This is a genomic window from Thalassotalea agariperforans, from assembly GCF_053470345.1.
This window is the reverse complement of record NZ_JBQMWH010000005.1, coordinates 166,387-192,089: the sequence shown is the minus strand read 5'-3', so window position 1 is coordinate 192,089 and position 25,703 is coordinate 166,387. Positions and strand designations below refer to the sequence as shown.

Sequence of the window (25,703 nt, the reverse complement as noted above, 5' to 3'; positions counted from 1 at the left end):
ATTTAAGCTAAATCACCATATCGACATTGTAATGCCGTTATGGCGGTGAGAGCCGCAGTTTCTGTTCTTAATATTCTAGGACCGAGTAAAACGTCAATAAAGTTCGCTTGGCTTGCTTGGTTTATTTCATCATCACTTAATCCACCTTCTGGGCCAATTAATAAACGCACTCGTTGATTCTCTATTGGTAACGACATAATTGAATGTTCAGCTTTAGGATGTAAATTGAGCTTCAGGGCATCTGTTTGCTGAGCTAGCCATTCAGTTAATGTTATTGGCTCTTTTACTTCGGGTATCGTACTACGACCACATTGCTCACAAGCACTGATCACTATTTTTTGCCATTGCTCGACTTTTTTCGCTAATCGTTCTTTATTTAGTTTTACGCCACAACGCTCGGTAAATAATGGGGTGATGGTATTTACCCCTAATTCTACCGACTTTTGCAAGGTAAAATCCATTCTATCACCACGAGAAATACCTTGGCCTAAATGAATATTTAATGGCGATTCAGCGCGCTTTTCTTCAACCTGATTAATAGCTGCTTGTGCTGATTTTTTACTCACGTTGCAAAGGGTTGCGTGATAGTCATTACCATCACCATTGAATAAGATAATCGGGCTCTGCTCGGGTAAGCGCAGCACCCGGATGAGATGAGCTATTGCATTATCATCAAGGGTAATGGTTTCAGCCACATTCAGTGGTTGATTTTGATAAATTCTCGGTTGGCGCATAGTGTTTTTTAATTATAGTAAAAATATAAAACAGACCCTGATCATAGCCTGTTCAAACTATTTACAACATAAGGGCGTGAGCATAAAAATACAATAGCGTAAGACGATAAAAATACTCAGGGAGGTGCTTTTATTATGATCGCTTTTGCCTCAAAATAGCGGCTTTATTTTTATTTTCTTATGTAAGGTTTTTTATGTCAGTTGCTATTTTGCTAGAACGTTTATCAAATTCTCCCGATGAGGTTAATTTCGACGAAGTTATCGCCGTTATTAACGATTTTTATCATTACACACCAACACGTTTTGTTAATGGTGACGCGGTGAATGAACAAGGCACAAATGAAGGCTCATGTAAGATTTTTGCTTTTGCGAAATTAAATGGTTTATCTGAGCAAGCAACATTGGCGTGTTTTGGTCATTATTACCGAGAAGATGTTTTAGAGCACCCAGAGGCAAATGATCACGCCAATATTCGTAACTTTATGGTATCAGGTTGGGCTGGTGTTAGTTTTGATGCACCTGCTTTAAGTTTGCGATAACTTTGCTTTAATTTGCTTTAAATTGAGCCGGTTTTTTGTAAATTAACGACATTATGGGAAATTGATAATGTCGTTAAAATGTAATATCATGTCGGCTTAATTCGCGATATCAGGTCGATATTGCATAAAATCACGGGTTTAAAGAGCAACCTAGGATAGATTAGTTAATAAATCGTTAAGTCAGGGTTAATGACGAGTAAAAGCGCTAGAATTTTTACTTGGTATTAAGCTTAATCTGTATTTTCTGATTATTTTTAACTTAAATTCTCTTTTACACGTAACTTTTATAGAAGTTGTTTAAAGTTACTATGGTATTGGTCAAAAAACAGAAATATTTTTTAGGTACTGAGCAATCAGTACTTACTCTTTCATGCGCTGAAACTTTTCAGTGTCAAAAAACATTGAGCATAGCTCGCACTTCTTCTTGTCCTGAACGGTTACATTTGAAAGGTGATCGTAATGTCTAAAGTGCATGAAGCGGCAAGCTTTACTTGTCATATCACCGTAAAACAACCTTTATTGTCTGTTAAAGTTAGCGGCCATGCTTTAGCTGTGGATATGCTAAATAGTTATTATGAAGCTATTGAAATTGCCAAAATGGAAGGGGCAGAAAAAATCTTAATTGATATGCGTGAGCTTTATATGGGCTATGAATCTTATGATATGCTTAATGTGATGACGATATTAGAGAAAAAATTAACCCCTTTTAAAGTTGCTCGTTTAGTGAATAATCAATTTAGGAAAAACGCTTTTTTACAAGAGTTAGCCAGTAACAAAAATATTTTATTACGAAACTTTCGTAATGAAGATGAAGCTAACCTTTGGCTGTGTGGCTAGTTATATGGTTAAATGCCGTCTAAACCCTGCTTTATAAAACATTATTTATAAAAGGATTTACATGAAAAAATTTATAGTGCTAGCCAGTCTTAGTTGGTTTGTGGGGTTAACTGTTAATATTGCTTCAGCGTTAAGTTTGCCAGAAACACAGCTAGCAGCGCAAACGGCAACGATGAATCAGCTAACCGAATCACCAAAATATAATACCGCTTGTGGTATTCGTTTAAAAAGTGATGTTGAAATTACACCTTCAACCATCACTTTTTATCGTAACCAGCAAGTAGTTTATCAAATAGCGGCTAACAACCAGTTATTAATAAAACAGCAAAAAATAAAATTAACTTTGCAGCAGCAAAAACATCTGGCAGCTTATCAGCAACATATTCGTGCCCTTATCCCTAAAATTAAAAAAACGAGTCACGACATCATCAGTATCGCGTTAGCAACAGCTAATAGCTTTACCAGTTTTTTAGGTAATAACAGTGCAACCTTAGCTGATATAAGAAATGAATTGACCTTGATTAATAAAAAAATTGATTACCGACTTGATGGTAATAATACCGTTTATCTAGATCAAGAAGGCCATTTTTTAGCTGAGTTTTATCAAGGTGATGTGGAGTTGCGAGCACAAAAAATTATCGCCTCTGCGTTAGCGGAATCAATGGCGAGCTTACTGCAAGGCGTTTTGTTTTCGGGTGAAAAAATGTCGTCGGTTGAAGCGAAAGTTGCTAAATTAAAGAGTGAAATTAATAACGCCATGACCACTAAAAAGGCAGAGATAGAGCAAAAAGCTAAAGCCTTGTGTCCAGCTATTGTGCAACTGGTACCATTAGAAGAAAAATTGCTTACTACCATTGCTGAACTAGCAAATACGAAAGTATTTTTACGTACTGTTCATTAGAGCCTTTCGTTGTTCACGGCACTCGCATCTTAGCGGGGTTAACGTATAATTAGCGTGTTTATAATTTTTTAGATAGGTTTCATGTCATATATTAGTCTTGATGAGCTGAAAAACGCTTGGATATTTCGCCACAAAAGTTTACCAATAACTCCTGATGATTTAATGAAAATCAAGCCAATGTCTGCCGCGCGGGCAATGCAGGTTTGGGATGCTTTTATTAGCAAACAAGTGGATCATCCTGATTTTTTTAAAGCGGGTGATTGGCCGTTTGAAAAAAACACCTGGCTTGATACCGGAAAATGGGAAGGTATTTGGGACAGTGATGAGCCTGACTTACCGGAGCTTGTAACTGAACATTTAGCTTGGGATGTAAATACCGTTGTTTATTTTTGTTCAAGTCGTGAAAAAGTCATTGAAACCACTTGGGCAGTATTTCAACGTTGCTGGAAAAACTTCTTATTTATGGATGACGGCACCATACTGATCGGTAAAAAGCGTCAACAAGCGGTACAGTTCTTTTCAAATGGTACGTTTAAAATTGGCAATAAGGCTTAATTGTGGCTAAGCCGGTGTCTTTGCATGCCAATAACCGTTTTGCCAAAGGCTATGATCTGCACCAGTTAGCGTTAGCTTATCCGCCATTAAAAGCTTTTATTATTCAAACGATAAACAAAACGGCTTCCATTAATTTTGCTTTACCTCAAGCGGTACTGGCGTTAAACACGGCATTATTAAAAAGTGCGTATCAAATTAACGACTGGCAACTACCCGCCAACGCGTTATGCCCAGGTGTTCCTGGCCGACTGGATTATTTACATTATTTAGCCGACTTATTAGCTGAGTATAACGATATTAAGCTGACAGAGAATAAGAAAATCAAAGCACTTGATATTGGTACCGGAGCTAGTGCTATTTACCCAATTCTTGGGGTTGTTGAATATGCTTGGCAGTTTGTGGCAAGTGATATTTCGGCACCGTCATTAGCAAATGTTAAGAAGATAATTGCAAATAATACTGGCTTACAAGGGCAAATAGACTGTCGATTACAAGCGGATAAAGACTGCATTTTTCACGGTATTATCCAAGCTAATGAATATTTTACCTTTACCTTATCTAATCCACCATTTCATCGTTCCCAGCTAGAAGCTAGTCAAGGCAGTATTAAGAAGCAGCAAAACTTAATGAAAGCCGCTAAGGGCAAAGAGCAGCAAACAAGTGTTAAAACGCTTAATTTTGGTGGTCAAAATGCTGAGTTGTGGTGTGAAGGTGGTGAAGTGAAGTTTATTCGCAATATGATCCGCGATAGTAAAGCGTTTCGTTCACAAGTGTTATGGTTTACTTCACTGGTGTCAAAAAAAGACAGTTTAAGTGCCCTGAAGTTGTCACTGAAAAAAGCGAAAGTAAGCCAAATAAAAATATTAAAAATGGTGCAAGGGCAAAAAGTTACCCGTGTTATTTGTTGGAGCTTTTTGTCGCCATCAGCGCAGCAACTTTGGGTAAAACAGCACTTAAGTTAACGCCCTAAGTGCTGAAGCTAAGCTTAGATAGTTATTTTTAGTCTTGTTTGCTTAGGTTAGGTTGGCACCGAGATTGACGTCGAGCAAGGTATAACATCAGCAATAAAAAGCCAAATGCAAAACTATAAATGGGCATTCGTCCCCATTTTGCGTAAGGTGTTATCCCCTCAACCAAGGCGATATCTGAAATTAACACCCCTTGTTCAAATTGCGGTAACTGATTGATGAATTGGCCATAATGGTTAACCGCAGCGGTGATCCCTGTATTTGTTGAACGGACTAATGGTCGGCCAAATTCCAGCGCACGCATGCGAGCAATTTCCATGTGCTGATGTGGGCCATGTGAATCGGCAAACCAAGCGTCGTTACTCACGGTTAATAATAATTGAGTGTTATCAGTGTAGTTAGCGGCTAATTGCTCAGGAAACGCGATTTCAAAGCATAATAAGGGAAGTATTTGAATATCTTTAGCTTGCAGGTTTGGCTGTATATAATCGCCTCGTTTAAACGAAGACATGGGTAAATTAAACAGTGGTGCTATTGGTCGTAGCCAATCTTCAAACGGGACAAATTCACCAATAGGTAATAAATGATGTTTGCTGTAACGATTTTCATGGCCATATAAATAATTTCCAAACGCTTGTTGATCGGTTTTATTACCTAAAACAATAACGCTATTAAAAAAACTGCGTTGCTCAAAGTTATAATTAATGATGCCGGTGATCACCGCGCTATTTGTGCTATTTGCATGCTCGTTTACTACTTTTAAATAATCTTGCACGCTTGGCTCTAATGCTGGGATTGCCGACTCAGGCCAAACAAAAATATCAATATTTTGAGTCGCTTCGGTTAATGATAAATAAAGCTCTAAAGTTGGCCATTCTTTTTCGGGTAACCATTTTAACTCTTGCGCAATATTACCTTGTACTAACGCTGTTTTGATCGTTTTTCCGGTTACGGTTACCCAGCTTTGTGTTGATGCGAACACTATGCTGACACCACAAAATATTATGATCAATGCACTTAATATGCGCTCTTTAGCTTGGAACAAGCGCACTAATGCAATACTTAATAATAACAGCACTAAGGTGATACCGGTTTCACCAACAATAGGAGCAAGGCTGTTTAACGGACTATTTATTTGGCTGTAACCTAAAGAAAGCCAAGGAAAACCAGTTAAAAAATGTTCTCGAAAGTATTCGGTTAATAACCAAAAGGGGGCTAATAACCAAAGGTTTAATTTTTGTTCAGAGTTAAGATAGCGTGCGGTTTTAATACTTAACCAACAGCTTAAGGCTGGATATAAAGCAAGGTATAAACAAAGGAAAAACATCAATAATAATGACACCAACAATGGCATACCGCCAAAGTCAGCAATACTGACATGAACCCAACTAATACCACTGGTAAACCAACCAACCGCAAACGCATAACAGGCTTGAACTGGTTTAGTATTATTTTTATCGAGTAAAAATAACCAGCAAGGAATGATGATTAAAGGTAACCACCATTGTTCAAAAGGGGCATAAGCAAAAACTAAACTTAGCCCAGCAATAAAGCTGAGCCAGTTTGTTTTGTTTTTAACAAAGGCTAAAACAGCTGAAAACATGTTTTTTAACATGATGTTAGTCGTTCTTTTTGCCTAAAATGACGTGGTCTTTTGGAATGGTAACTTGTAACGATTGAATTCTGCGGCTGTCGGCAGCCGTGATTTTAAACTCAAAATCGTCAATAGCAACGGTTTCATCTTTTCTTGGCATATGGCCAAATTGATGTAGCACAATACCACCGATAGTATCTGCTTGCTCTTCGTTATATTCACAATTAAAGAATTCATTAAAGTCATCTAAGGCCGTTAATGCTCGAACGTTATATACATTGCTGGCAAGATGTTTAATATCTTCTTCAATTTCATCATCAGTTTCATCTTCAATTTCACCAACAATGAGTTCTAAAATATCTTCGATAGTAACTAAACCTGAAACCCCGCCGTATTCATCAACAACAATTGCCATATGGTAACGTTGTGACTGAAATTCTTTCAGTAGAGGTTCAACTTTTTTACTTTCAGGAACGATGATCGCAGGGCGAATAATGTCGGCTAAACAAAAATCTTGGTGTTTTTGTTTAAAGCCATAAGCGAGTAGATCTTTAGCTAATAAAATACCTTCAACATGATCAATATCGTCATTCACAACAGGGAAGCGAGAGTGTGCCGATTCAAGAATAGTCGGTAAAAACTCATCAATTTTCATGGTGATATCTAATGTCACCATTTGTGAACGTGGGATCATGATTTCTCGAACGCGCATTTCAGATACTTCTAGTACGCCTTCGATCATTAATTTGGTTTCAGGATTAATTAAATCGCGGTCTTTTGCGTCATTTAATACTTCAACCAATTCTTCTTTATTTTGCGGTTCTCCGGTAAATGCTTGAAATATTTTATCCAAAAATGATTTATTCGAGGAACCGTTGCTAGAGTGGGGGTTATCGTCGCTCATAGAGCCTTTGTATTTCCTATAAAATTGTGTAAAACACGTTATATTGTTGCTTCGTATGGGTTTTTAAACCCTAATTTAGCTAATAATTGAATTTCAATGCTTTCCATTTCATCAGCTTCATCATCACTTATATGATCAAATCCCAATAAATGCAAGCATCCGTGTATAACCATATGTGCCCAGTGGGCGGTTAAACTTTTGTTTTGTTCAATACTTTCTTGGCTCACCACATCCGCGGCAATAACTAAGTCGCCTAATAAGTCTAGCTCAATACCATCAGGTACTTCAAAAGGAAACGATAAAACATTGGTAGGTTTATTTTTATCGCGGTATTGATGGTTAAGTTGTTGGCTTTCATCGTTCGCGACAATGCGAATAGTGAGCTCAAAAGGCTTATTATAAGGTAATAATGCCGTATCCACCCAAGTTTGAAACTCTTGCGCTGTTGGCAGATTTTCACTTGGGTGCACAACTTGTAAATCTAAGGTAATGCTCACTATGCTTGTTCTGCTTTATTCGTTGCCGCATTATCTGCTGATTTTGCTTGCTCATCAGCGGTTTTTTCTTTTTTTAACGCATCTTTTATAGCTTGTATTTTTTGCTCATGTTTTTCATAAGCATCAACAATACGGCCAACAACGGGATGACGTACTACATCTTTCGATTGGAAAAAGTTAAAGCTAACCCCTGGAATATCATTTAATACTTCAATTGAATGACGTAAACCAGATTTTACTCCGCGTGGTAAATCCACTTGAGTAATATCACCGGTGATCACCGCACGGGAATTAAAACCGATACGGGTTAAGAACATTTTCATTTGCTCTGTGGTGGTGTTTTGGCTTTCATCTAAAATAATAAAGGCATCGTTTAAAGTACGACCACGCATATAAGCAAGTGGCGCTACTTCAATCACACTACGTTCGATCAGTTTTTCAACTTTTTCAAAACCTAACATTTCGAACAAAGCGTCATAAAGTGGGCGTAAGTATGGGTCTACTTTTTGAGATAGATCACCCGGTAAAAAACCTAATTTTTCACCCGCCTCAACTGCTGGTCTAGTTAATAAGATACGGCGAACTTCTTGGCGCTCTAGGGCATCAACAGCACATGCAACTGCCAAATAGGTTTTACCGGTACCGGCAGGGCCAATACCAAAGCTAATATCATTAGTTAAGACATTTTGCACATAAGCCGATTGATTACCATTACGGGGCTTGATAATACCGCGTTTGGTTTTAATGGTAACCATTTTAGTGAAATCAGCTTCGTGTGCAGTTGGGGCTTGCTCTAAGACATTCGACTCAAGGATCGCTAAATGTACTATATCAGGTGAAATATCTTTTACTTGCCCTTTAACGGTGGCAGTTTCTATGTAAAGGCTTTTTAGTATCTTAGCAACAGCTTCACAGTTATTAGGTTCACCTGTGATCCTAAAATCATTATGACGAACATTAATTTCAACCCCTAAACGGCGTTCAATAGTTTTAATGTTGTCATTTAACGGGCCACATAAATTGGCAAGCCTATCGTTGTCGATAGGCTCAATGCTGAGTTCTTTAATAATTGTTTGAGTCAAGAATATTTTCCGAGCAATAGAATGAATTAATTAAGGGGTAAAGGTAGTTACACCCAACACATCGGCACCAGCTGCTGGCTTGTTGTGATGGTTGTTTGCCAAGATATCGGCAGGTGAATGGGCAATACGTAAGCCCATATCTTTTTCTTCACGCACTAGTTCACCACGTAACGAGTTTGAATAAACATCGGTAATTTTTACATCAACAAATTGACCAATCACATGATGGGGTGCTTCAAAGTTTACAATACGATTGTTTTCAGTACGACCACGCAATTCCATTGGATTTTTCTTGGATGGACCTTCCACTAAAATACGTTGCTCTGTCCCTAACATTTGGCGGGCAATACGCAATGCTTGATTACTGATGGTATCTTGTAATATTTGTAAGCGTTGTTTTTTCGTTTCTTCACTTACATCATCAGGTAAATCAGCTGCTGGTGTACCTGGTCGAGCACTGTAGATAAAGCTAAAGCTAAGATCAAAATCTATCGCTTTAATTAAATCCATGGTTGCTTCAAAATCTTGGTCGGTTTCACCAGGGAAGCCAATAATAAAGTCTGAAGACATACATAAATCAGGGCGTACTTTTTTCAATTTACGAATTTGTGATTTATATTCTAATGCTGTATGACCACGCTTCATTTGTACCAAAATGCGATCGGAACCACTTTGTACTGGTAAATGTAAATGATTTACTAATTCCGGCACATCTTTGTACACTTCGATGATGTCATCAGTAAATTCGATGGGATGCGATGTGGTATAACGAATACGGTCAATGCCATCAATGGTGGCAATTAAACGTAATAATTCAGAAAAACGACAAATACTGCCATCATGGGCTTCACCGCGGTAACCATTAACGTTTTGGCCTAATAAATTAACTTCACGAACACCTTGTTCAGCCAGTTGTGCCACTTCATAAAGGACATCATCAAGCGGACGGCTAACTTCTTCACCACGGGTATAAGGAACAACACAGAAAGTACAATATTTACTACAGCCTTCCATAACCGAAACAAAGGCTGTTGCGCCTTCAGCTTTAGGTTCAGGTAAGCGATCAAATTTTTCTATTTCAGGAAAACTAACATCAACAACGGACTCATTGTTGCCAGTCACTTGTTTGATCATTTCAGGTAAACGATGCAAGGTTTGTGGCCCAAACACCATATCAACAAAAGGTGCGCGTTGACGAATGGCGTCACCTTCTTGCGAAGCAACACAACCACCAACACCAATTAATAAATCTGGGTTGGTTTTTTTAAGGTTTTTCCAACGACCAAGTTGATGAAATACTTTTTCTTGCGCTTTTTCACGGATCGAACAGGTATTTAATAAAATAACGTCAGCATCTTCTGCTTCTTCCGCTAATTCATAACCATGGGTTGAATCAAGAAGTTCTGCCATTTTTTGCGAGTCATACTCGTTCATTTGGCAGCCCCAAGTTTTAATATACAGCTTTTTGCTCATTCGATCAGTGCCTACAAAATTACTAATTTCAATTTGAAAGACCTCAATAAAGTACGGCGTTTAAAGCCCTTAGCTAAATTATTATCGGCCATTTCAATAATGGACGCGTATTTTACTCTTTATCTCGGCAATGTGCTAGTAATACCAATCCGTATAAGAAAGTGATCGCTTAGCGAGAATTTAAAGGCTTAGAGGCAAGGCAATGATTGAAGAGAATGGTTATTCCCTTGTCAAAATCAATAACGCAGCATATAAGCCTTTAAAACTCGCCCTTTGGGAACGTATGGGCAACATGATAACTGCACAAAATTTATTTGATGTAGAATAACTATATCTTCACAAATTTTGTTTGTTCTAATGCCGCCCATACCGTTCTAAGTGAGCACTTCTTTATACGCAATGGTATAAAGTAGACAGAGATCAAAGCTATCGCGTCAAAATAAAACGGGTGTGCTGTATTATTTTTTAGCTTGATTTAATTTAAAACAAATAAACGTGATTAAAAGCGATATAATGTTGGTTTTTAATCAAGCGCTTAGGCGATAATAACCGTTAGAATAAGTTGCTAAATAGGATAATAAACGATGTCAGATTACGATTGTGCTGTTATTGGTGCTGGTATGGTGGGAGCAACCACGGCGCTTGCATTAGCCGATATTGGTTTAAAGGTAGTACTGATTGATAAATATCCTGTGACAGATTTTTCGCCAGAGCAAACATTTGATTTACGAGTTTCTGCAATTTCGCTTGCCTCGGAACAATTATTAACACAATTAGGTGCTTGGCAACAATTGCTTGATTGGCGTTTATGCCCTTACCAACGTTTGGGAGTATGGGAGCAAGAAAACGCTTATACAGAATTTAATAGTGCTGATATTCAACAAGCTCATTTAGGGCATATTGTTGAAAACCGTTTATTGCAACTGTCACTTTGGCAACAAGTGCAGCAGCAAAGTAAAATCACCTTATTATGCCCTGAGCAGTTGCAAGGTTTTGAACAGCTTGCTGATGAGGTTAAATTAACTTTAACAGAGCAGGTGCTCACCGCTAAATTATTAATTGCGAGCGATGGTGCTAATTCGCAAGTGAGATCATTAGCGCAAATAGGCACAACCGGCTGGGATTACCAACAGTCAGCCATGTTAATTCATGTTGAAACCTCACTTGAGCAACAAGATATTACTTGGCAGCAATTTTTTCAAACGGGGCCGGTAGCGATGTTACCACTGCCGGGAAATAATGCCTCTTTGGTTTGGTATCATCAAAAAGCAGAAATTAAACGCTTAAGTGGCTTATCAAATGACGCCTTAACAGCAGAGATCCATCAGCATTTTCCTCGTCGATTAGGGAATGTTAAAGTGATCAACAAAGCGCCATTTAACTTAACCCGCCGTCATGCTAATCAATATGTTAAAGGCCGTATTGTCTTATTAGGTGATGCTGCCCATACCATTAACCCATTAGCGGGGCAGGGCGTTAATTTAGGCTTTAAAGATGTAAAAGCTTTGCAGTTAGCATTAGCAACAGCAATTGGTGAAGGAGAGTCGTGGTATAGCGCTAAAACATTAAGTCGATATGAAAGTGCAAGGCGAACAGATAATTTATTGATGATGTCGACCATGGACGCGCTTTATAAAACATTTTCACATCCATCACCGATTATTAAAGGGTTAAGAAACCTTGGATTGATGGCTGTTAATCATGTACCTGTGCTTAATAAACAGATAAAAAATAAAGCATTAGCTTATGCGTGTGGCTTAACTTAACGGTACGTGACACATTGGAACGGTTATAGAAAAATAACTTTATACAAAATGGTATTATCTAAGAATAAAAATTTTCTATAGATATATTATAGATATGTGAAAAAGAGAAAATAATAAAGAAAGTGATAAAACAAAAGTTGGCAGGGGTAAGAGGATTTGAACCTCTGAATGACGGGATCAAAACCCGCTGCCTTACCGCTTGGCTATACCCCTGCAGAAATTTTGATGTAGGTTACATTGAGTTACTTTATTAGATATTTAAACTAGATACTTGAGCTAGACATTAGATAAATAAGAAAGTGGCAGGGGTAAGAGGATTTGAACCTCTGAATGACGGGATCAAAACCCGCTGCCTTACCGCTTGGCTATACCCCTGCAATGTAACTTACTTTGTAATATTATTTGAATAATAACATTACTATTGAAATGGTACGGGGTGAGAGACTTGAACTCTCACATCTTGCGATACTGGAACCTAAATCCAGCGCGTCTACCAATTCCGCCAACCCCGCATTTTCAATAACTCGCTTAGAAAGAATGGTGGCTACACCGGGATTTGAACCTGGGACCCCATCATTATGAGTGATGTGCTCTAACCAGCTGAGCTATGTAGCCTTTCCAATCTTGCCTCTCAGCAAGTGGCGCGTATTATGCAAATGTCGCCGACCTACGTCAACCGTTTTTTTGAAAAAAAACAGACTTTTTATTTGTTTGCCTAAATAGTCAGCATAATGGCGTAAATCTATGCAAAAAAGTGCTTGTAGGATCTCACTTTTAGTTTTTTGTTAGCTAAGCTGTCGCTATTTATTGTCAGTGGCATATTTAAAAAAATACTTTTTAAATATATTTAGTTATTTTGAAAGGATGAAGTTTTATTTAATTTGATAATTTATTATCTCGAACTTATACGGATTGGTATTAGGTTAGATGGGGAAATTTTATTAACAATAATAAAAAAGGAGCCGAAGCTCCTTGATGTATTCAAATATTTATTTAACTATTGAAATAAATAGCTTTAGCGATTACACGTTAAATCTAAAGTGAACCACGTCACCATCTTTTACTAGATAGTCTTTACCTTCTAAACGCCATTTACCGGCTTCTTTCGCGCCAGATTCACCGTTAAATTGAATAAAGTCATCAAAGCCGATAACTTCAGCACGGATAAAACCTTTTTCAAAGTCAGTGTGGATAACACCAGCGGCTTGAGGCGCGGTTGCATTTTGCTTAACTGTCCATGCCCGTACTTCTTTAACACCAGCGGTAAAGTAAGTTTGTAAATGTAATAAAGAATAACCCGCATTAATAACACGGTTTAATCCTGGCTCTTCTAAGCCCATTTCTGCCATGAATAACTCACGGTCATCATCTTCCATTTCAGAAAGTTCGCCTTCAATTTCGGCACAAACAGCAACTACTACGGCATTTTCTTTGGCCGCAATTTCTTTTACTTGATCTAAATAAGGGTTGTTTTCAAAGCCGTCGTCATTAACGTTAGCAATGTACATAGTAGGCTTAATTGTTAAGAAGTTTAAATAGGCAACCGCTGCTTTTTCTTCTTTAGATAAATCTAAAGAGCGGATCATATTGCCTTCTTCAACATGTGCTAATATTTTTTCTAATACAGGGATTTCAAATTTAGCGTCTTTATCACCACCTTTAGCACGTTTTGCTTGGCGTTGAATAGCGCGATCTGCGGTGTCCATATCCGCTAAGGCTAATTCTGTATTAATTACGTCAATATCATCAACAGGGCTAATTTTATTGGCAACGTGAATAATGTTGTCGTTTTCAAAACAGCGAACCACATGACCAATCGCATCTGTTTCACGAATGTTAGCTAAAAACTTATTTCCTAAACCTTCACCTTTAGAAGCACCAGCGACAAGGCCGGCAATATCAACAAATTCCATAGTGGTTGCTAATACACGTTCAGGATTAACAATTGCTGCTAATTGATCTAAACGAGGATCGGGTACTGGTACAACACCTGTATTTGGTTCTATTGTACAAAATGGAAAGTTAGCTGCTTCAATACCTGCTTTAGTTAAGGCATTAAAAAGAGTTGATTTTCCAACGTTGGGTAAGCCAACTATGCCGCATTTAAATCCCATGATGTGTTCCTAAAATAAGTTAATTTGCTATTTTACTGTGCTTTAAACGAATGTAAGCGATTTTGTGCTTTTTTTAAGTCGTCTTTAAGCCATATTTCAAAACAACGGCTGGCTTCATCTAAGCTTTCTTCGATCAAGCTTTGCTCGTTGGCAGGCGCTTTGCCTAGTACATGTCCAGTTACGCGATCACGATGACCTGGGTGGCCAATACCAATGCGTAAACGGTAAAAATCTTTATTGTTTGCCATACGAGCGATAATATCTCGTAAGCCATTATGACCACCGTGGCCACCGCCTTTTTTTATTTTACAAATGCCCGGTTCAATGTCGAGTTCATCATGCGCAACGAGCATGTTTTCAACAGGAATTCGAAAGAAATTCGCTAAGGGTGCTACTGCCTGACCACTTCGATTCATAAAAGTCGTGGGAATTAATAAATGCACCAACTCTTCGCCAATATAGCCTTTGCCATAATGACCAAAGTATTTCTTTTCAGGTTTGAGTGAAATGTTATAACGAGCGGCAAGTTCTTCTACGAACCAGACACCAGCATTGTGGCGGGTTTTGGTATATTCGGGGCCAGGATTACCTAGCCCCACAACTAACTGAATAGTCATTAAGGAAAGCCTTAATTATGCTTCAGCAGCTTCTTCTTCAGCTTCGTCATCTGCTTTGCCTTTTGGAGCATTAGCAGTAACAACAGCTAGGTCATGTTCAGCACCTTTTGCTAATTCATCAGAAGTAACGCCTTCTGGTAATTTAACGTCAGATAAGTGAAGTGTTTGACCAACTTCTAAGTTAGCTACGTCTACTTCGATGAACTCAGGTAATTTACCTGGTAAACATGAAATAGCAATTTCAGAAACGTGATGTGCAACTGTAGCGCCTTTCTTAGCAACAGCTTCTTCATTGATGAAGTGAACTGGTACGTTAGTATGAACAGCGTGTGTAGCATCAACACGTAAAAAATCTAAGTGCATTACTAAGTTTTTGTACGGGTGACGTTGCATGTCTTTGATTAAACATTCAACAGGCTTGCCGTCAACGTTTAAAGTTAAAACATGTGAGTAAAACGCTTCTTCTTGTTGTGCACGCCAAACTTTGTTGTGTGCTAATGTTAAAGAAACAGGCTCTTTGCCTTCACCGTAAAGGATAGCTGGAACTTTGTTCGCGTGACGTAGGCGGCGGCTCGCACCTTTCCCTAAGTCTGTACGTACTTCAGCTTCCAAAGTAAAAATATCAGTCATGATTATATACTCATAATTAAATTAAAGTTTTGTTGTTTTTTGCGACCAAAAACAACTATGTTTGCCGATCCTGCCAAGTATCTTCTTATAATGTAAGAAACGACTTCTAGCAAAAAAGGCGCGGCATGATAACACTTGAGCGACTTAAAGCCAACGACTTATTATGATTGAGAATAATTTGTTATTTTTTGCTGATGAATCGAATAATATCGGAAGAAAAAAGCGAAATAATAAGAGGGTAGTTAAGAGACGAAATAAGAGAGTAATAAAAAAGACACTAAGCTTACGCGTTAGTGTCTTGATCGGATTTTTAAAACTGACAATCTAAGCGAAGATTAAGCTTCAAACATCGCAGAGATAGATTCTTCGTTACTAACACGACGGATCGCTTCAGATAACATGCCACTTAAGGTTAGTTGGCGAATCTTCTTCAACTTTTTCATTTCTGGTGATAAAGGAATTGAATCAGTCACAATAACTTCATCAATCACTGACTCACCTAAAATTTCAGCGGCTTTGCCTGATAATACTGGATGGGTTGCATAAGCATAAACATTTTTAGCACCGTGCTCTTTTAATGCTGCTGCCGCTTTTGCCAAAGTACCGCCGGTATCGATCATATCATCAACAATAATACAGTCACGGCCTTCAACATCACCAATAATATGCATTACTTGTGCAACGTTAGCTTTTGGACGACGCTTATCAATAATAGCAAGGTCAGCATCATTTAATAATTTAGCAACCGCACGGGCACGAACAACACCACCAATATCAGGTGAAACAACAACAGGGTTGTCTAAGTTTTTGTTGATCATGTCGTCTAATAAAATTGGCGTACCAAACACGTTATCTACAGGAACATCAAAGAAACCTTGAATTTGTTCAGCATGAAGGTCAACAGTTAATACACGGTCAACACCAACACTTGATAAGAAGTCAGCAACTACTTTTGCTGTGATTGGTACACGAGCACTACGCACTCGACGATCTTGGCGTGAATAGCCAAAGTAAGGAATAACGGCGGTAATTCTGCCGGCTGATGCACGACGTAAAGCGTCGATCATCACAATTAATTCCATAATATTATCGTTAGTTGGTGCACAGGTTGATTGAATGATAAAAACATCTGCACCACGAACGTTTTCAGTGATTTCAACGCTAATTTCACCATCACTAAAACTGCCTACTTTTGCTTTGCCTAAACTAATGTATAGACGGTCTGCAATTTTTTTAGCCAGTTCAGGGGTGGCGTTACCCGCAAAAATTTTCATGTCAGGCACGGTCAGTTCCTCAGAAACTTTTTTGACATTAATATTAGGTTAACAGTAATGCTTTTTAATAACTTGTTATTGAAAACAACAAGACATTAATTAGCCATACTCTTAACCGGTAAATCGTTAATAGCTTGTATCAAGGGAGAAGTATTTATCCCTTGTGCAATAAAAGAATAGGTGTTTTTAGGCAACTGATTTTTTACGGCAATAGCTTCATGTTCTGATGCAAAACGTGAAAAAATACACGCTCCAGTACCAGTCATTCGAGATGGCGCGTATTCTACCAACCAAGCCAGTAGCTTGGCAACCTCAGGATGGTGTTTTATTACCCATGTTTGACAATCATTTTGTAAGTTGTCGAGATTGTCGGTGATATTATCATCAGTGAAGATGATTTTAGGGGTATTGCGCGTTAAGTCTTTGGCAGTAAAAACGGCGGCGGTAGAAATACTGATGTCAGGTTTCGTCACTAAATACCAATGTTCGCTAGGTTGAACCGGCGTTAATTGTTCACCAACACCTTCGGCGAAAGCAGCAAAGCCATGAATAAATATAGGTACGTCAGCACCTAGCGCTAACCCCATTTGGGCTAATTCATGGCTACTAAGATGAGTTTGCCATAGTGCATTGAGTGCTAATAATATTGTGGCGGCATTTGACGAACCACCCCCTAAACCACCACCCATAGGTAAAATTTTATCAATACTGATTTGGGCACCGAATGAGGTTTTACTGTGTTGTTGTAAAATTTTTGCCGCTTTAACAATTAAATTACTTTCTTCAGGCACCCCTTTAAATTCAGTAAGTAAGGTTATTTTATTATCACGGGTTGGGGTGATCGTGATGGTGTCACCATAATTTAAAAATTGAAAAAGTGTTTGTAGATCATGATAACCATCAGGACGCTGACCAACGATATGAAGAAATAAATTTAGTTTTGCCGGCGACGGAAATTGATAGCTTTTATCGAGATAAAAATTAGTGACTTGAGAATTTTCAAGCGCTGAATTGGATGATGACACGGTTATAATTTCCACTCATTAATATTGATTTTTATCGTTAACTGCTTTTGTTTAATGACTAACTTAGTTGCCAGTTGATGACTATTAACGGTTTGATAACCTTGGTAACTAATTTGCCATTTTTGTTGATTAAAAGTGCTAGTTAATAACTTAGGCAGGGAGGTTTTTTCGTCAAGGGTTATTTGATCTGTCTGTAAATAAGGTAACCCTTTTAGCCAATAATGTAGGGCTTTAGTTGGTAATGGCAGTTGGGTTAATTGATAAATCAGTACGGATAAATCATCACCTTGGTATGTTTTGCCATCAACTTCTAAGGTATGTAAACCATTTTTACTTTCCAGTTTTAAAACATTAATGCCTAAATAAGTTGTTAAATTTAAACGCTGATTTTGTGCATCGAGATGTTGCCAAAAAAGGTTAGCACTGTCGCGTTTATCTTGTTGAATAAAAGCTATTTTACCGCTAATTTGCCATTGGCTTAGCGCTTTCATTTGTTGATTGCGCTCTTTTAGGGTTTGATTAAGTACAGTGGTTGCATTGTTTGGTTGGTTTGAAACAAGAGAACAGCCATGCAGAAATAAAATGAATAACAAAAAAAGGCAAAATTTAGCGGTCATTTTATCTGGTAATCCTGTAATCGTCGGATATTTTCTATAAAAGCGGGGTTATCTTTGCTTTGTGTGAGTAATAAGCTTTCAATCAGCATGGATATTTCGTAAAATTAGGCTAATTTTTTATGTGTTGTTAAGTTTACTGTATTTCAGTAGAAAGCACACTACCGAGAAAACACTTTCCAGCTTTTTTATCGGTTGTTTCAAAGGTTGAACTGTTCACACTATGTCCATCGTTGCTTTAGGTATTAATCATAAAACTGCACCAGTTGCTGTTCGGGAAAAGATTTCTTTTAATCCTGACAAATTGAGTAATGCCCTGGATGAAATGCTTAATTACGTTAATTGTAAAGAAGTTGCGATCCTGTCAACGTGCAATCGTACCGAGCTATATCTTGTTCAAGAAGGTGATGTTGAACGTACCAAAGAAAAAATTGTGCGTTGGTTAGAACAGCATCATCAAGTAAGTGCTGCCACTATCTTACCTAGCTTGTATTGGCATCATGACGTAAAAGCGGTTAATCACATGATGCGGGTTGCCTGTGGTTTAGATTCGTTAGTGTTAGGTGAACCGCAAATTCTTGGCCAAATGAAACAAGCTTATAGCCAAGCAAAAGCGGCCGGTTCCATGGCTTTAGTTATGGATCGTTTATTTCAACGCACCTTTGGTGTGGCGAAACAAGTGCGTACTGAAACTGAAATTGGTTCAAGTGCCGTTTCTGTGGCTTTTGCCGCGGTTAATTTAGCAAAACATATTTTTGGCAAGCTTGATAAATCAAGAGTGCTGTTAGTTGGTGCCGGTGAAACCATTGAGTTAGTGGCGAAACATTTATATGAAAATAATGTTGGTAAAATTACCGTAGCCAATCGCACCATTACACGCGCAGAAGTGATGGCGAAGCAAATTGGCGCTGAAGTGGTTACTTTAGCGCAAATTCCTGAGCAAATTGCCAATGCGGATATTGTTATTAGTTCTACGGGCAGTACCTTACCTATTATTGGTAAGGGCATGATGGAACATGCGTTAACGCAACGTAAGCATCAACCAATTTTTATGGTTGATTTAGCGGTACCAAGGGATGTTGAAGAACAAGTAGGTGAATTAGAAGACGTGTTTTTATATACCGTTGATGATTTACAAAGCATTATTGCTAAAAATTTAGACAGTCGTCGTCAAGCTGCGGTTGAGGCTGAGTCGATTGTTAATAAACAAGCTAATAGCTTTATGGCTTGGTTACGTGGCTTAAATACGCAAGATACGGTAGTGAGTTATCGTAAACAGTGTTTAATACATCGTGATGAATTATTAGAAAAAGCCCTAAGTCAATTACAAAACAATAAATCGCCAGAAGCGGTTGTTGCTGAATTGGCGACCAAATTAACCAATAAATTTATGCATGCCCCCACTACGGCTATACAAACAGCAGCTCAAGGTGGCGAGCTCGACAAACTTGTTTATTTACGTGATGTCTTTGATATTGATGTTGATATTAATCGTCACGAAAATAATGCAGACCTAATTAAAAACAAGAAATAAGAAACATTAATGAATAAATCTGTTTATCAAAAACTGGAAGGCTTAGTTGAGCGTTTCGAAGAAGTTCAAGCCTTGTTATCTGATCCAGCAACGATTGCTGATCAGGAAAAATTTCAAGCATTATCAAGAGAGTTTAAAAAACTAGAAGTTGTTGTTAATGCCTTTCATGCCTTCCAAGGGGCGGAAGATGATTTAGCCACTTCAGAAGAAATGCTAAAAGATGATGACCCTGATATGCGTGACATGGCGCAAGAAGAATTTAAAGCGGCTAAACAAGCGGTTGAAGATTTAGAAAGCGAATTACAAATTTTATTATTACCGACCGATCCAAAAGATGACAACAACTGTTTTGTTGAAATTCGTGCCGGTGCCGGTGGTGATGAAGCGGCGATATTTGCTGGTGATATTTACCGTATGTACACTCGTTATGCTGAAAAACAAGGCTGGCGTGTTGAATTAATGAACTCACACGAAAGTGAGCAGGGCGGCTTTAAAGAAATCATCATGAAAATTGATGGTGAAGGCGTGTATGGTCAAATGAAATTTGAATCAGGTGGTCACCGTGTACAACGAGTACCTGAAACAGAATCACAAGGCCGCGTTCATACCTCAGCTATTACTGTGGTTGTTATGCCTGAAATTCCAGAGTCTGAAGCAATTGAAATCAACAAAGCTGATTTAAAAGTAGATACTTTCCGTGCTTCGGGTGCTGGTGGTCAGCATGTTAACAAAACTGACTCAGCTATTCGTATTACCCATATTCCTACCGGTGTTGTGGTTGAATGTCAGGATCAACGTTCACAACATAAAAACCGCGCCCAAGCGATGTCAGTACTACAAGCACGTTTACAACAAGCGGAAGATGAAAAGCGCCGTAGCGAAGAAGAATCTTCTCGTCGTAATCTTGTGGCAAGTGGTGATCGTTCTGAACGTATCCGTACTTATAACTACCCACAAGGCCGTATGACGGATCACCGTATTAACTTAACTTTGTATCGTTTAAATGAAGTGATCGAAGGTAACTTACAGCTAGTACTTGAGCCAATATTACAAGAAAACCAAGCGGATTTATTAGCGGCACTTGCTGATCAAAATTAAATTTTATTGCTGCCTGGTAAGCACCATTATTAAAAGCGTTGTTATAAAATTTGTCTGAATATACGATTAAGTGTTTGCTCCGACATGGTCAGCAAACACTGCAACACAGCTCTGACTCAGCCAAGCTTGATAGCCAAGTGCTATTGAGCTTTGTGCTTAATAAACCAATCAGTTATTTATTTACTTGGCCCGAACATGAACTAAGTGAGCCTCAAGAGCAGCAATTTCAGCAATTACTTAAGCGACGCTTAAATGGTGAGCCGATTGCGTATTTGGTCGGTGAAAAAGAGTTTTGGTCGTTAACCTTAAACGTTGCGCCCTCAACTTTAATTCCGCGTCCCGATACTGAAACCTTAGTAGAGTTAGTACTTGCTAATCATAATGACGCTAATTTGGCTTGTTTAGATCTTGGTACTGGTACTGGCGCTATTGCGTTAGCATTAGCAAGTGAACGTAAAAAGTGGTTAATACATGCGGTTGATTATCATGACGACGCCGTTTTGTTAGCGCAAAAAAATGGACAGAAAAATCAGCTTCACCAAGTTGAAATTTATCAAAGTGATTGGTTTAGTCAGGTAAATAAACATCAGGGTTTTGATATTATTGTCAGCAATCCGCCTTATATTGATGAAAATGACCATCATTTATCACAAGGGGATGTGCGCTTTGAGCCGTTATCAGCGTTAGTGGCTAAAGAACAAGGTTATGCTGATATTAGCCATATAGTTGAACATGCTAGAAGCTATTTTACTGAACATGGCTACTTATATATTGAACATGGCTTTGAACAAGCACAGCAAGTACAAGCCATTTTTTGTCAATATGGTTATCAACAAGTACAAACACAACAAGATTTAGCTGGTAATGATCGTATTACTTACGGGCAATACCTTAAAAATTAAACGATTAATAATAAATACAAAAAATAAGGATCACAAATGAAACATTTACACATGACCATAGCGCTGATCAGCGTCAGTTTATTTACCTTACGCTTTATTTGGAGCTTAATGAACTCGCCTAAATTACAACAAAAATGGGTAAAAATTACCCCGCATGTTGTTGATACTTGTTTATTAGCTGTTGGTGTTGTGATGTGGATACAATTAGCGTTAAATCCACTTGAGCAAATGTGGTTTGCCGAAAAGCTATTAGCGGTATTAGCTTATATTTTTACCGGAATTTATACCTTGAAATTTGCTCGTAATAATACCATGAAGGTGTTTGGGTATTTAGGTGCTATTGGTTGGGTTATGTTAATTGTGCGAGTGGCGATGAGTAAAGAAGCTTATTTCCTTTAAACGCTTAGCGTTAATCCCCATATAAAAGCCATAAATTTACGTGTTAAGTTAGTTGTATTTAAAGCATGAAAGAGTTGTTGTTATCAGAAATTAATCATGAGGCTGTTGAGCCGCTTGAAGCCGTTGCTTTGATTGAAAAGTTTATTTTTGATCATAAAGTTGATGTCGACGAAGTGAAGCTATTAGCAGAGCATTGTCAAAAAGAAGTCGCCGATATTGAAAATACAATGGAACGAGCCGAGCAAGTCATTAATGAAATTTATGTTCATCAATTATTTATTGATAATAAACGTCATGTTTGGCCGGTGGTAAGCCATCAAATTCATAATGCCTTGTCTTATCGTATTATGGCGCCAGTATTAAAGTCGATCATGTTGCAGTATATTATTGAACGTAGTGGTTTTGACACGGATATAGTGTTTGTACCTGAAAAAGTGATGGTCAGAATTACCTGTGATGATGATTTTGCCATTGTTTTTGATCCCGTTACTGGAGAGTCGTTGTCGTGGCAAGACTTAGATGATCGCTTAACGGATTTTGATAACGAACCTCATGATGATTTTGTGCAATCTATTGATACGCAGGATATTTTGTATAAATACGTGTCGTCATTAAAAGATTCACTGATCAATGAATTACAATTTGATAAAGCGTTAAAATGTGTTGATGTTTTATTAGCGATGCGACCCGATGATCCGTTTGAACGTCGTGACCGTGGTTTTTTGCTTCATCAACTCGATTGTTTTAAAGTGGCTTACGATGATTACCGCTTTTTTGTTGAGCAGTGCCCGCAAGATCCAGCGGCACAATTATTAAAACATCAGTTAGACAACATTACGGTTAATGACACCATTTTACATTAATAGCACACTTAACAGTGGAGCTTCAGTATTGGAGTTTAAAGTTTAAATGACTTCTTCAGCCATGATCACTAATGATGCCGTTGTCTTAGGGTTATTGGCTGTTATATTAGGACTTGTTTTTAAAACTCAGGCAAGTCAAAGGCCGTTTTTTCTACGTTTTTATCGTTATGTTCCTGCCTTATTACTATGTTACTTTTTACCCTCATTATTAAATACCTTTAATGTTGTTGATGGCAATGCCTCATCAATTTATTACGTAGCATCACGATATTTATTACCGGCATGTTTAGTGCTTTTAACAATCAGTATCGATTTTAAAGCCATTTTAAGTTTAGGTCCGAAAGCGTTAATTTTATTTTTAACCGGCACATTAGGCATTGTCATTGGTGGCCCTATTGCGTTATTAACGCTTAGTTATTTTGCGCCCGAATTGATTGGTGTTGATGGCCCTGATGCCGTTTGGCGTGGTATGGCAACACTAGCGGGCTCATGGATTGGTGGTGGTGCTAATCAAGCGGCAATGAAAGAAATGTTTAATGTTGGTGGTGATATTTTTTCGGCCATGGTGACGGTTGATATTTTAGTTGCCAATATTTGGGTGGCTGTTTTATTAATACTGGCGGCCAATCATAAAAAAATTGATGCAAAAACAGGCGCTGATGTTAGTGCGATTGAAGCCTTAAAAACTAAAGTCACTAAGTTACAAGCACAGCAGTTAACGCCGCCCAGTTTAGCAAATTATATGACAGTACTCGCGGTGGCTTTTGGCATAACTGGCTTGGCACATTTTTGTGCGGATATATTAGCGCCGTATTTTTCGTTACATCATCCGTGGTCGGCTAAATATAGTTTAACCAGTTCATTTTTCTGGTTGATTGTGATTGTCACCACGCTTGGTATTTCACTGTCTTTTACGAAAGCACGTGACATTGAGCAATATGGTGCCAGTAAAATAGGTACCAGCTTTTTATACATTTTAATTGCAGCGGTTGGTTTGCATATGAATGTTCTGGCCATTGCTGAAACACCGCTGTATTTTGCGGTTGGCTGTTTATGGATGTTAATTCATGCCTGTTTAATGTTAGTTGTTGCAAAATTAATTAAAGCGCCATTGTTTTTTATGGCGGTTGGCTCACAAGCGAATGTAGGCGGGGCGGCATCTGCCCCCGTGATTGCATCTGCTTTTCATCCATCCCTAGCTCCCGTTGGTGTTTTATTAGCCGTATTAGGGTATGGCGTTGGAACATATATGGCGTATATTTGTGGTTTGTTAATGCAAGCTATCGCCGTTTAAATAAAATTTAAGGAAACAAAATGAAAACGATCAAAATTCAAGACATTCAGTGTGCAAATGATAAACCTTTTACCTTGTTTGGTGGTATGAATGTACTTGAGTCACGTGACTTAGCGATGAGCATTGCGGAAAAGTATGTTGAAGTAACCCAAAAATTAAATATTCCTTACGTATTTAAGGCTTCGTTTGATAAAGCCAATCGCTCATCAGTAAACTCATACCGAGGCCCAGGGATGGAAGAAGGTTTAAAGATATTTCAAGAAATTAAAGATACCTTTAACGTGCCTGTGATCACCGATGTTCATGAACCTTATCAATGTCAGCCTGTCGCCGAAGTGGTTGATATTATTCAACTACCCGCTTTTTTAGCGCGTCAAACAGACTTAGTGGTGGCGATGGCAAAAACCGGTGCCGTGATCAATGTGAAAAAACCTCAGTTTTTAGCTGCTCATGAAATGCGTCATATTATTACTAAATTTGCTGAAGCGGGTAACGAGCAAGTAATTTTATGTGAGCGTGGCAGTTGTTACGGTTATAACAACTTAGTGGTTGATATGTTAGCTATGGATGAAATGAAAGGCATGGCGCCAGTTATTTTTGACGCAACTCATGCTTTACAAAAGCCTGGTGGTCGCAGTGAATCGGCTGATGGCCGCAGAGCACAAGCGGCACAATTAGCTCGCAGCGGTATGGCGATTGGTATTGCTGGTTTATTTATTGAAGCGCATCCAAATCCGGATCAAGCAAAATGTGACGGCCCATGTGCATTACCTTTAGATAAATTAGAGCCTTATTTAGTACAAATGAAAGCGATAGATGATTTAGTAAAAAGCTTTCAGCCATTAATTACTGAATAAGCGCCTTAGCATCAAAACTTTAACATTAAAATAGCATTAACAAACGACTTAACTTAAAGGTTGGGTCGTTTAAATAATTTTACATGGGGTTTTAAAAGAGAAAAATGACGCCAGGGATTAATGTTGCAATAAAACACAAAGTTGCACATAAAGTGCATGAGTATAGTCATGACTTAGCTTGTCAGTCTTATGGCTTAGAAGCGGCGGAAAAATTAGCTGTGCCAGCAGAGCGTGTCTTTAAAACTTTAGTGGTGAGCCTTAACACTAAAGAGTTAGCAGTTGCCGTGATCCCCGTATCAGCAACTCTTAGCATGAAAAAATTTGCTAAGGCTGCCGGAGCTAAAAAAGCAGAAATGGCTGCTCCGGTAGAAGTAGAGCGCGCAACCGGTTATGTTTTAGGTGGTGTTAGTCCGCTAGGGCAAAAGAAACGATTAAAAACCGTCATTGATAGCTCTGCAGAACACCATGAAACTATTTTTGTTAGTGCTGGTCGTAGAGGTTTAGAAATTGAATTAAGCCCTAACGATTTAAAAAGCTTAACGGCGGCTCATTTTGCTGAAATAGCGCAATAAGGTACTTTTTTGTACTTATGAATTAGCAGGCATTTAACGGCCAGCTTAATTTATTCCTAA

The 25,703-nt window shown here is 38.3% G+C and carries 27 protein-coding genes and 4 tRNA genes; 15 read left to right on the top strand and 16 right to left on the bottom strand.

Features of this window, described 5'->3' with window-relative positions:
- Positions 1 to 2: 2 nt before the first annotated feature.
- Complete coding sequence (rsmE, locus tag ACSLUO_RS09475) at positions 3 to 734, bottom strand: 16S rRNA (uracil(1498)-N(3))-methyltransferase (protein ID WP_448248253.1); 732 nt, start codon at positions 732 to 734, stop codon at positions 3 to 5.
- 194 nt (positions 735 to 928) lie between these two features.
- Between rsmE and ACSLUO_RS09470 the strand changes: the two genes are divergently transcribed.
- The 5 genes from ACSLUO_RS09470 to rlmF all read left to right on the top strand — a co-directional run bounded on the left by ACSLUO_RS09470 (position 929) and on the right by rlmF (position 4,528).
- Positions 929 to 1,273, top strand: coding sequence for a HopJ type III effector protein (locus ACSLUO_RS09470; RefSeq protein WP_448248251.1), 345 nt, complete (start codon positions 929 to 931; stop codon positions 1,271 to 1,273).
- Positions 1,274 to 1,732: 459 nt separating this feature from the next.
- The gene (locus ACSLUO_RS09465; protein WP_448248249.1) at positions 1,733 to 2,110 is read left to right on the top strand and encodes a hypothetical protein; all 378 of its coding nucleotides are present in this window, start codon (positions 1,733 to 1,735) and stop codon (positions 2,108 to 2,110) included.
- A 61-nt stretch (positions 2,111 to 2,171) separates the two neighbouring features.
- Positions 2,172 to 3,011: a DUF2884 family protein gene (locus ACSLUO_RS09460; RefSeq protein WP_448248247.1), complete on the top strand. Its 840-nt coding sequence runs from the start codon at positions 2,172 to 2,174 to the stop codon at positions 3,009 to 3,011.
- An 81-nt stretch (positions 3,012 to 3,092) separates the two neighbouring features.
- Complete coding sequence (locus ACSLUO_RS09455; protein WP_448248245.1) at positions 3,093 to 3,566, top strand: DUF2947 domain-containing protein; 474 nt, start codon at positions 3,093 to 3,095, stop codon at positions 3,564 to 3,566.
- Between the two features lie 2 nt (positions 3,567 to 3,568).
- Positions 3,569 to 4,528: a 23S rRNA (adenine(1618)-N(6))-methyltransferase RlmF gene (gene rlmF, locus ACSLUO_RS09450; RefSeq protein WP_448248243.1), complete on the top strand. Its 960-nt coding sequence runs from the start codon at positions 3,569 to 3,571 to the stop codon at positions 4,526 to 4,528.
- Positions 4,529 to 4,565: 37 nt separating this feature from the next.
- Here rlmF and lnt read toward each other — a convergent pair whose 3' ends face one another.
- From lnt to miaB, 5 genes are read right to left on the bottom strand one after another with little or no spacing between them, the layout of a single operon-like run.
- Positions 4,566 to 6,149: an apolipoprotein N-acyltransferase gene (gene lnt, locus ACSLUO_RS09445; RefSeq protein WP_448248242.1), complete on the bottom strand. Its 1,584-nt coding sequence runs from the start codon at positions 6,147 to 6,149 to the stop codon at positions 4,566 to 4,568.
- 4 nt (positions 6,150 to 6,153) lie between these two features.
- Positions 6,154 to 7,032 carry a CorC family transporter gene (locus ACSLUO_RS09440; RefSeq protein ID WP_448248240.1) on the bottom strand — a complete coding sequence of 293 codons (879 nt, stop codon included), beginning with the start codon at positions 7,030 to 7,032 and terminating at the stop codon, positions 6,154 to 6,156.
- A 38-nt stretch (positions 7,033 to 7,070) separates the two neighbouring features.
- Positions 7,071 to 7,529, bottom strand: coding sequence for an rRNA maturation RNase YbeY (ybeY, locus tag ACSLUO_RS09435; RefSeq protein ID WP_448248238.1), 459 nt, complete (start codon positions 7,527 to 7,529; stop codon positions 7,071 to 7,073).
- The gene (locus tag ACSLUO_RS09430; protein ID WP_448248236.1) at positions 7,529 to 8,611 is read right to left on the bottom strand and encodes a PhoH family protein; all 1,083 of its coding nucleotides are present in this window, start codon (positions 8,609 to 8,611) and stop codon (positions 7,529 to 7,531) included. Before ACSLUO_RS09430 ends, ybeY begins: the two co-directional genes overlap by 1 nt.
- A gap of 30 nt (positions 8,612 to 8,641) precedes the next feature.
- Positions 8,642 to 10,084: a tRNA (N6-isopentenyl adenosine(37)-C2)-methylthiotransferase MiaB gene (gene miaB / locus ACSLUO_RS09425; protein ID WP_448248234.1), complete on the bottom strand. Its 1,443-nt coding sequence runs from the start codon at positions 10,082 to 10,084 to the stop codon at positions 8,642 to 8,644.
- A 202-nt stretch (positions 10,085 to 10,286) separates the two neighbouring features.
- Between miaB and ACSLUO_RS09420 the strand changes: the two genes are divergently transcribed.
- Positions 10,287 to 10,412, top strand: a complete 126-nt coding sequence (locus ACSLUO_RS09420) for a hypothetical protein (RefSeq protein ID WP_448248232.1) — start codon at positions 10,287 to 10,289, stop codon at positions 10,410 to 10,412.
- 256 nt (positions 10,413 to 10,668) lie between these two features.
- Positions 10,669 to 11,850, top strand: a complete 1,182-nt coding sequence (locus ACSLUO_RS09415; RefSeq protein ID WP_448248230.1) for an FAD-dependent oxidoreductase — start codon at positions 10,669 to 10,671, stop codon at positions 11,848 to 11,850.
- Between the two features lie 138 nt (positions 11,851 to 11,988).
- Here ACSLUO_RS09415 and ACSLUO_RS09410 read toward each other — a convergent pair.
- The 10 genes from ACSLUO_RS09410 to lolB form a co-directional block, all read right to left on the bottom strand.
- Positions 11,989 to 12,063, bottom strand: a tRNA-Gln gene (locus tag ACSLUO_RS09410).
- 87 nt (positions 12,064 to 12,150) lie between these two features.
- Positions 12,151 to 12,225, bottom strand: a tRNA-Gln gene (locus ACSLUO_RS09405).
- Positions 12,226 to 12,277: 52 nt separating this feature from the next.
- Positions 12,278 to 12,362 (bottom strand) — tRNA-Leu (locus ACSLUO_RS09400).
- Between the two features lie 26 nt (positions 12,363 to 12,388).
- Positions 12,389 to 12,465, bottom strand: a tRNA-Met gene (locus ACSLUO_RS09395).
- Between the two features lie 407 nt (positions 12,466 to 12,872).
- Positions 12,873 to 13,964 carry a redox-regulated ATPase YchF gene (ychF, locus tag ACSLUO_RS09390; protein WP_448248228.1) on the bottom strand — a complete coding sequence of 364 codons (1,092 nt, stop codon included), beginning with the start codon at positions 13,962 to 13,964 and terminating at the stop codon, positions 12,873 to 12,875.
- A 32-nt stretch (positions 13,965 to 13,996) separates the two neighbouring features.
- Positions 13,997 to 14,581 (bottom strand): aminoacyl-tRNA hydrolase, encoded by a 585-nt coding sequence (gene pth, locus ACSLUO_RS09385; protein ID WP_448248226.1) that lies wholly within the window; start codon positions 14,579 to 14,581, stop codon positions 13,997 to 13,999.
- A gap of 15 nt (positions 14,582 to 14,596) precedes the next feature.
- Positions 14,597 to 15,211 (bottom strand): 50S ribosomal protein L25/general stress protein Ctc, encoded by a 615-nt coding sequence (locus ACSLUO_RS09380; protein WP_448248225.1) that lies wholly within the window; start codon positions 15,209 to 15,211, stop codon positions 14,597 to 14,599.
- A gap of 335 nt (positions 15,212 to 15,546) precedes the next feature.
- The gene (locus ACSLUO_RS09375) at positions 15,547 to 16,494 is read right to left on the bottom strand and encodes a ribose-phosphate pyrophosphokinase (RefSeq protein WP_448248223.1); all 948 of its coding nucleotides are present in this window, start codon (positions 16,492 to 16,494) and stop codon (positions 15,547 to 15,549) included.
- A gap of 86 nt (positions 16,495 to 16,580) precedes the next feature.
- A complete protein-coding gene (ispE, locus tag ACSLUO_RS09370) occupies positions 16,581 to 17,510 on the bottom strand; it encodes a 4-(cytidine 5'-diphospho)-2-C-methyl-D-erythritol kinase (RefSeq protein WP_448248221.1) in 930 nt (309 codons plus the stop codon).
- A 2-nt stretch (positions 17,511 to 17,512) separates the two neighbouring features.
- Positions 17,513 to 18,127 carry a lipoprotein insertase outer membrane protein LolB gene (gene lolB / locus ACSLUO_RS09365; protein ID WP_448248220.1) on the bottom strand — a complete coding sequence of 205 codons (615 nt, stop codon included), beginning with the start codon at positions 18,125 to 18,127 and terminating at the stop codon, positions 17,513 to 17,515.
- A 220-nt stretch (positions 18,128 to 18,347) separates the two neighbouring features.
- Between lolB and hemA the strand changes: the two genes are divergently transcribed.
- From hemA to ybaK, 8 genes are all read left to right on the top strand, one after another.
- On the top strand, positions 18,348 to 19,658 hold the full coding sequence (gene hemA / locus ACSLUO_RS09360) for a glutamyl-tRNA reductase (RefSeq protein ID WP_448248218.1): 1,311 nt from the start codon (positions 18,348 to 18,350) through the stop codon (positions 19,656 to 19,658).
- A 9-nt stretch (positions 19,659 to 19,667) separates the two neighbouring features.
- The gene (gene prfA, locus ACSLUO_RS09355; RefSeq protein WP_448248217.1) at positions 19,668 to 20,756 is read left to right on the top strand and encodes a peptide chain release factor 1; all 1,089 of its coding nucleotides are present in this window, start codon (positions 19,668 to 19,670) and stop codon (positions 20,754 to 20,756) included.
- A 50-nt stretch (positions 20,757 to 20,806) separates the two neighbouring features.
- The gene (gene prmC / locus ACSLUO_RS09350) at positions 20,807 to 21,658 is read left to right on the top strand and encodes a peptide chain release factor N(5)-glutamine methyltransferase (protein WP_448248215.1); all 852 of its coding nucleotides are present in this window, start codon (positions 20,807 to 20,809) and stop codon (positions 21,656 to 21,658) included.
- A gap of 36 nt (positions 21,659 to 21,694) precedes the next feature.
- On the top strand, positions 21,695 to 22,057 hold the full coding sequence (locus tag ACSLUO_RS09345; protein ID WP_448248213.1) for a SirB2 family protein: 363 nt from the start codon (positions 21,695 to 21,697) through the stop codon (positions 22,055 to 22,057).
- A gap of 65 nt (positions 22,058 to 22,122) precedes the next feature.
- On the top strand, positions 22,123 to 22,920 hold the full coding sequence (locus ACSLUO_RS09340; RefSeq protein ID WP_448248211.1) for a tetratricopeptide repeat protein: 798 nt from the start codon (positions 22,123 to 22,125) through the stop codon (positions 22,918 to 22,920).
- A gap of 46 nt (positions 22,921 to 22,966) precedes the next feature.
- On the top strand, positions 22,967 to 24,214 hold the full coding sequence (locus ACSLUO_RS09335) for a DUF819 family protein (RefSeq protein ID WP_448248209.1): 1,248 nt from the start codon (positions 22,967 to 22,969) through the stop codon (positions 24,212 to 24,214).
- A gap of 20 nt (positions 24,215 to 24,234) precedes the next feature.
- On the top strand, positions 24,235 to 25,071 hold the full coding sequence (gene kdsA / locus ACSLUO_RS09330) for a 3-deoxy-8-phosphooctulonate synthase (RefSeq protein ID WP_448248208.1): 837 nt from the start codon (positions 24,235 to 24,237) through the stop codon (positions 25,069 to 25,071).
- Between the two features lie 104 nt (positions 25,072 to 25,175).
- Positions 25,176 to 25,643 carry a Cys-tRNA(Pro) deacylase gene (ybaK, locus tag ACSLUO_RS09325; protein WP_448248206.1) on the top strand — a complete coding sequence of 156 codons (468 nt, stop codon included), beginning with the start codon at positions 25,176 to 25,178 and terminating at the stop codon, positions 25,641 to 25,643.
- Positions 25,644 to 25,703 lie beyond the last annotated feature (60 nt).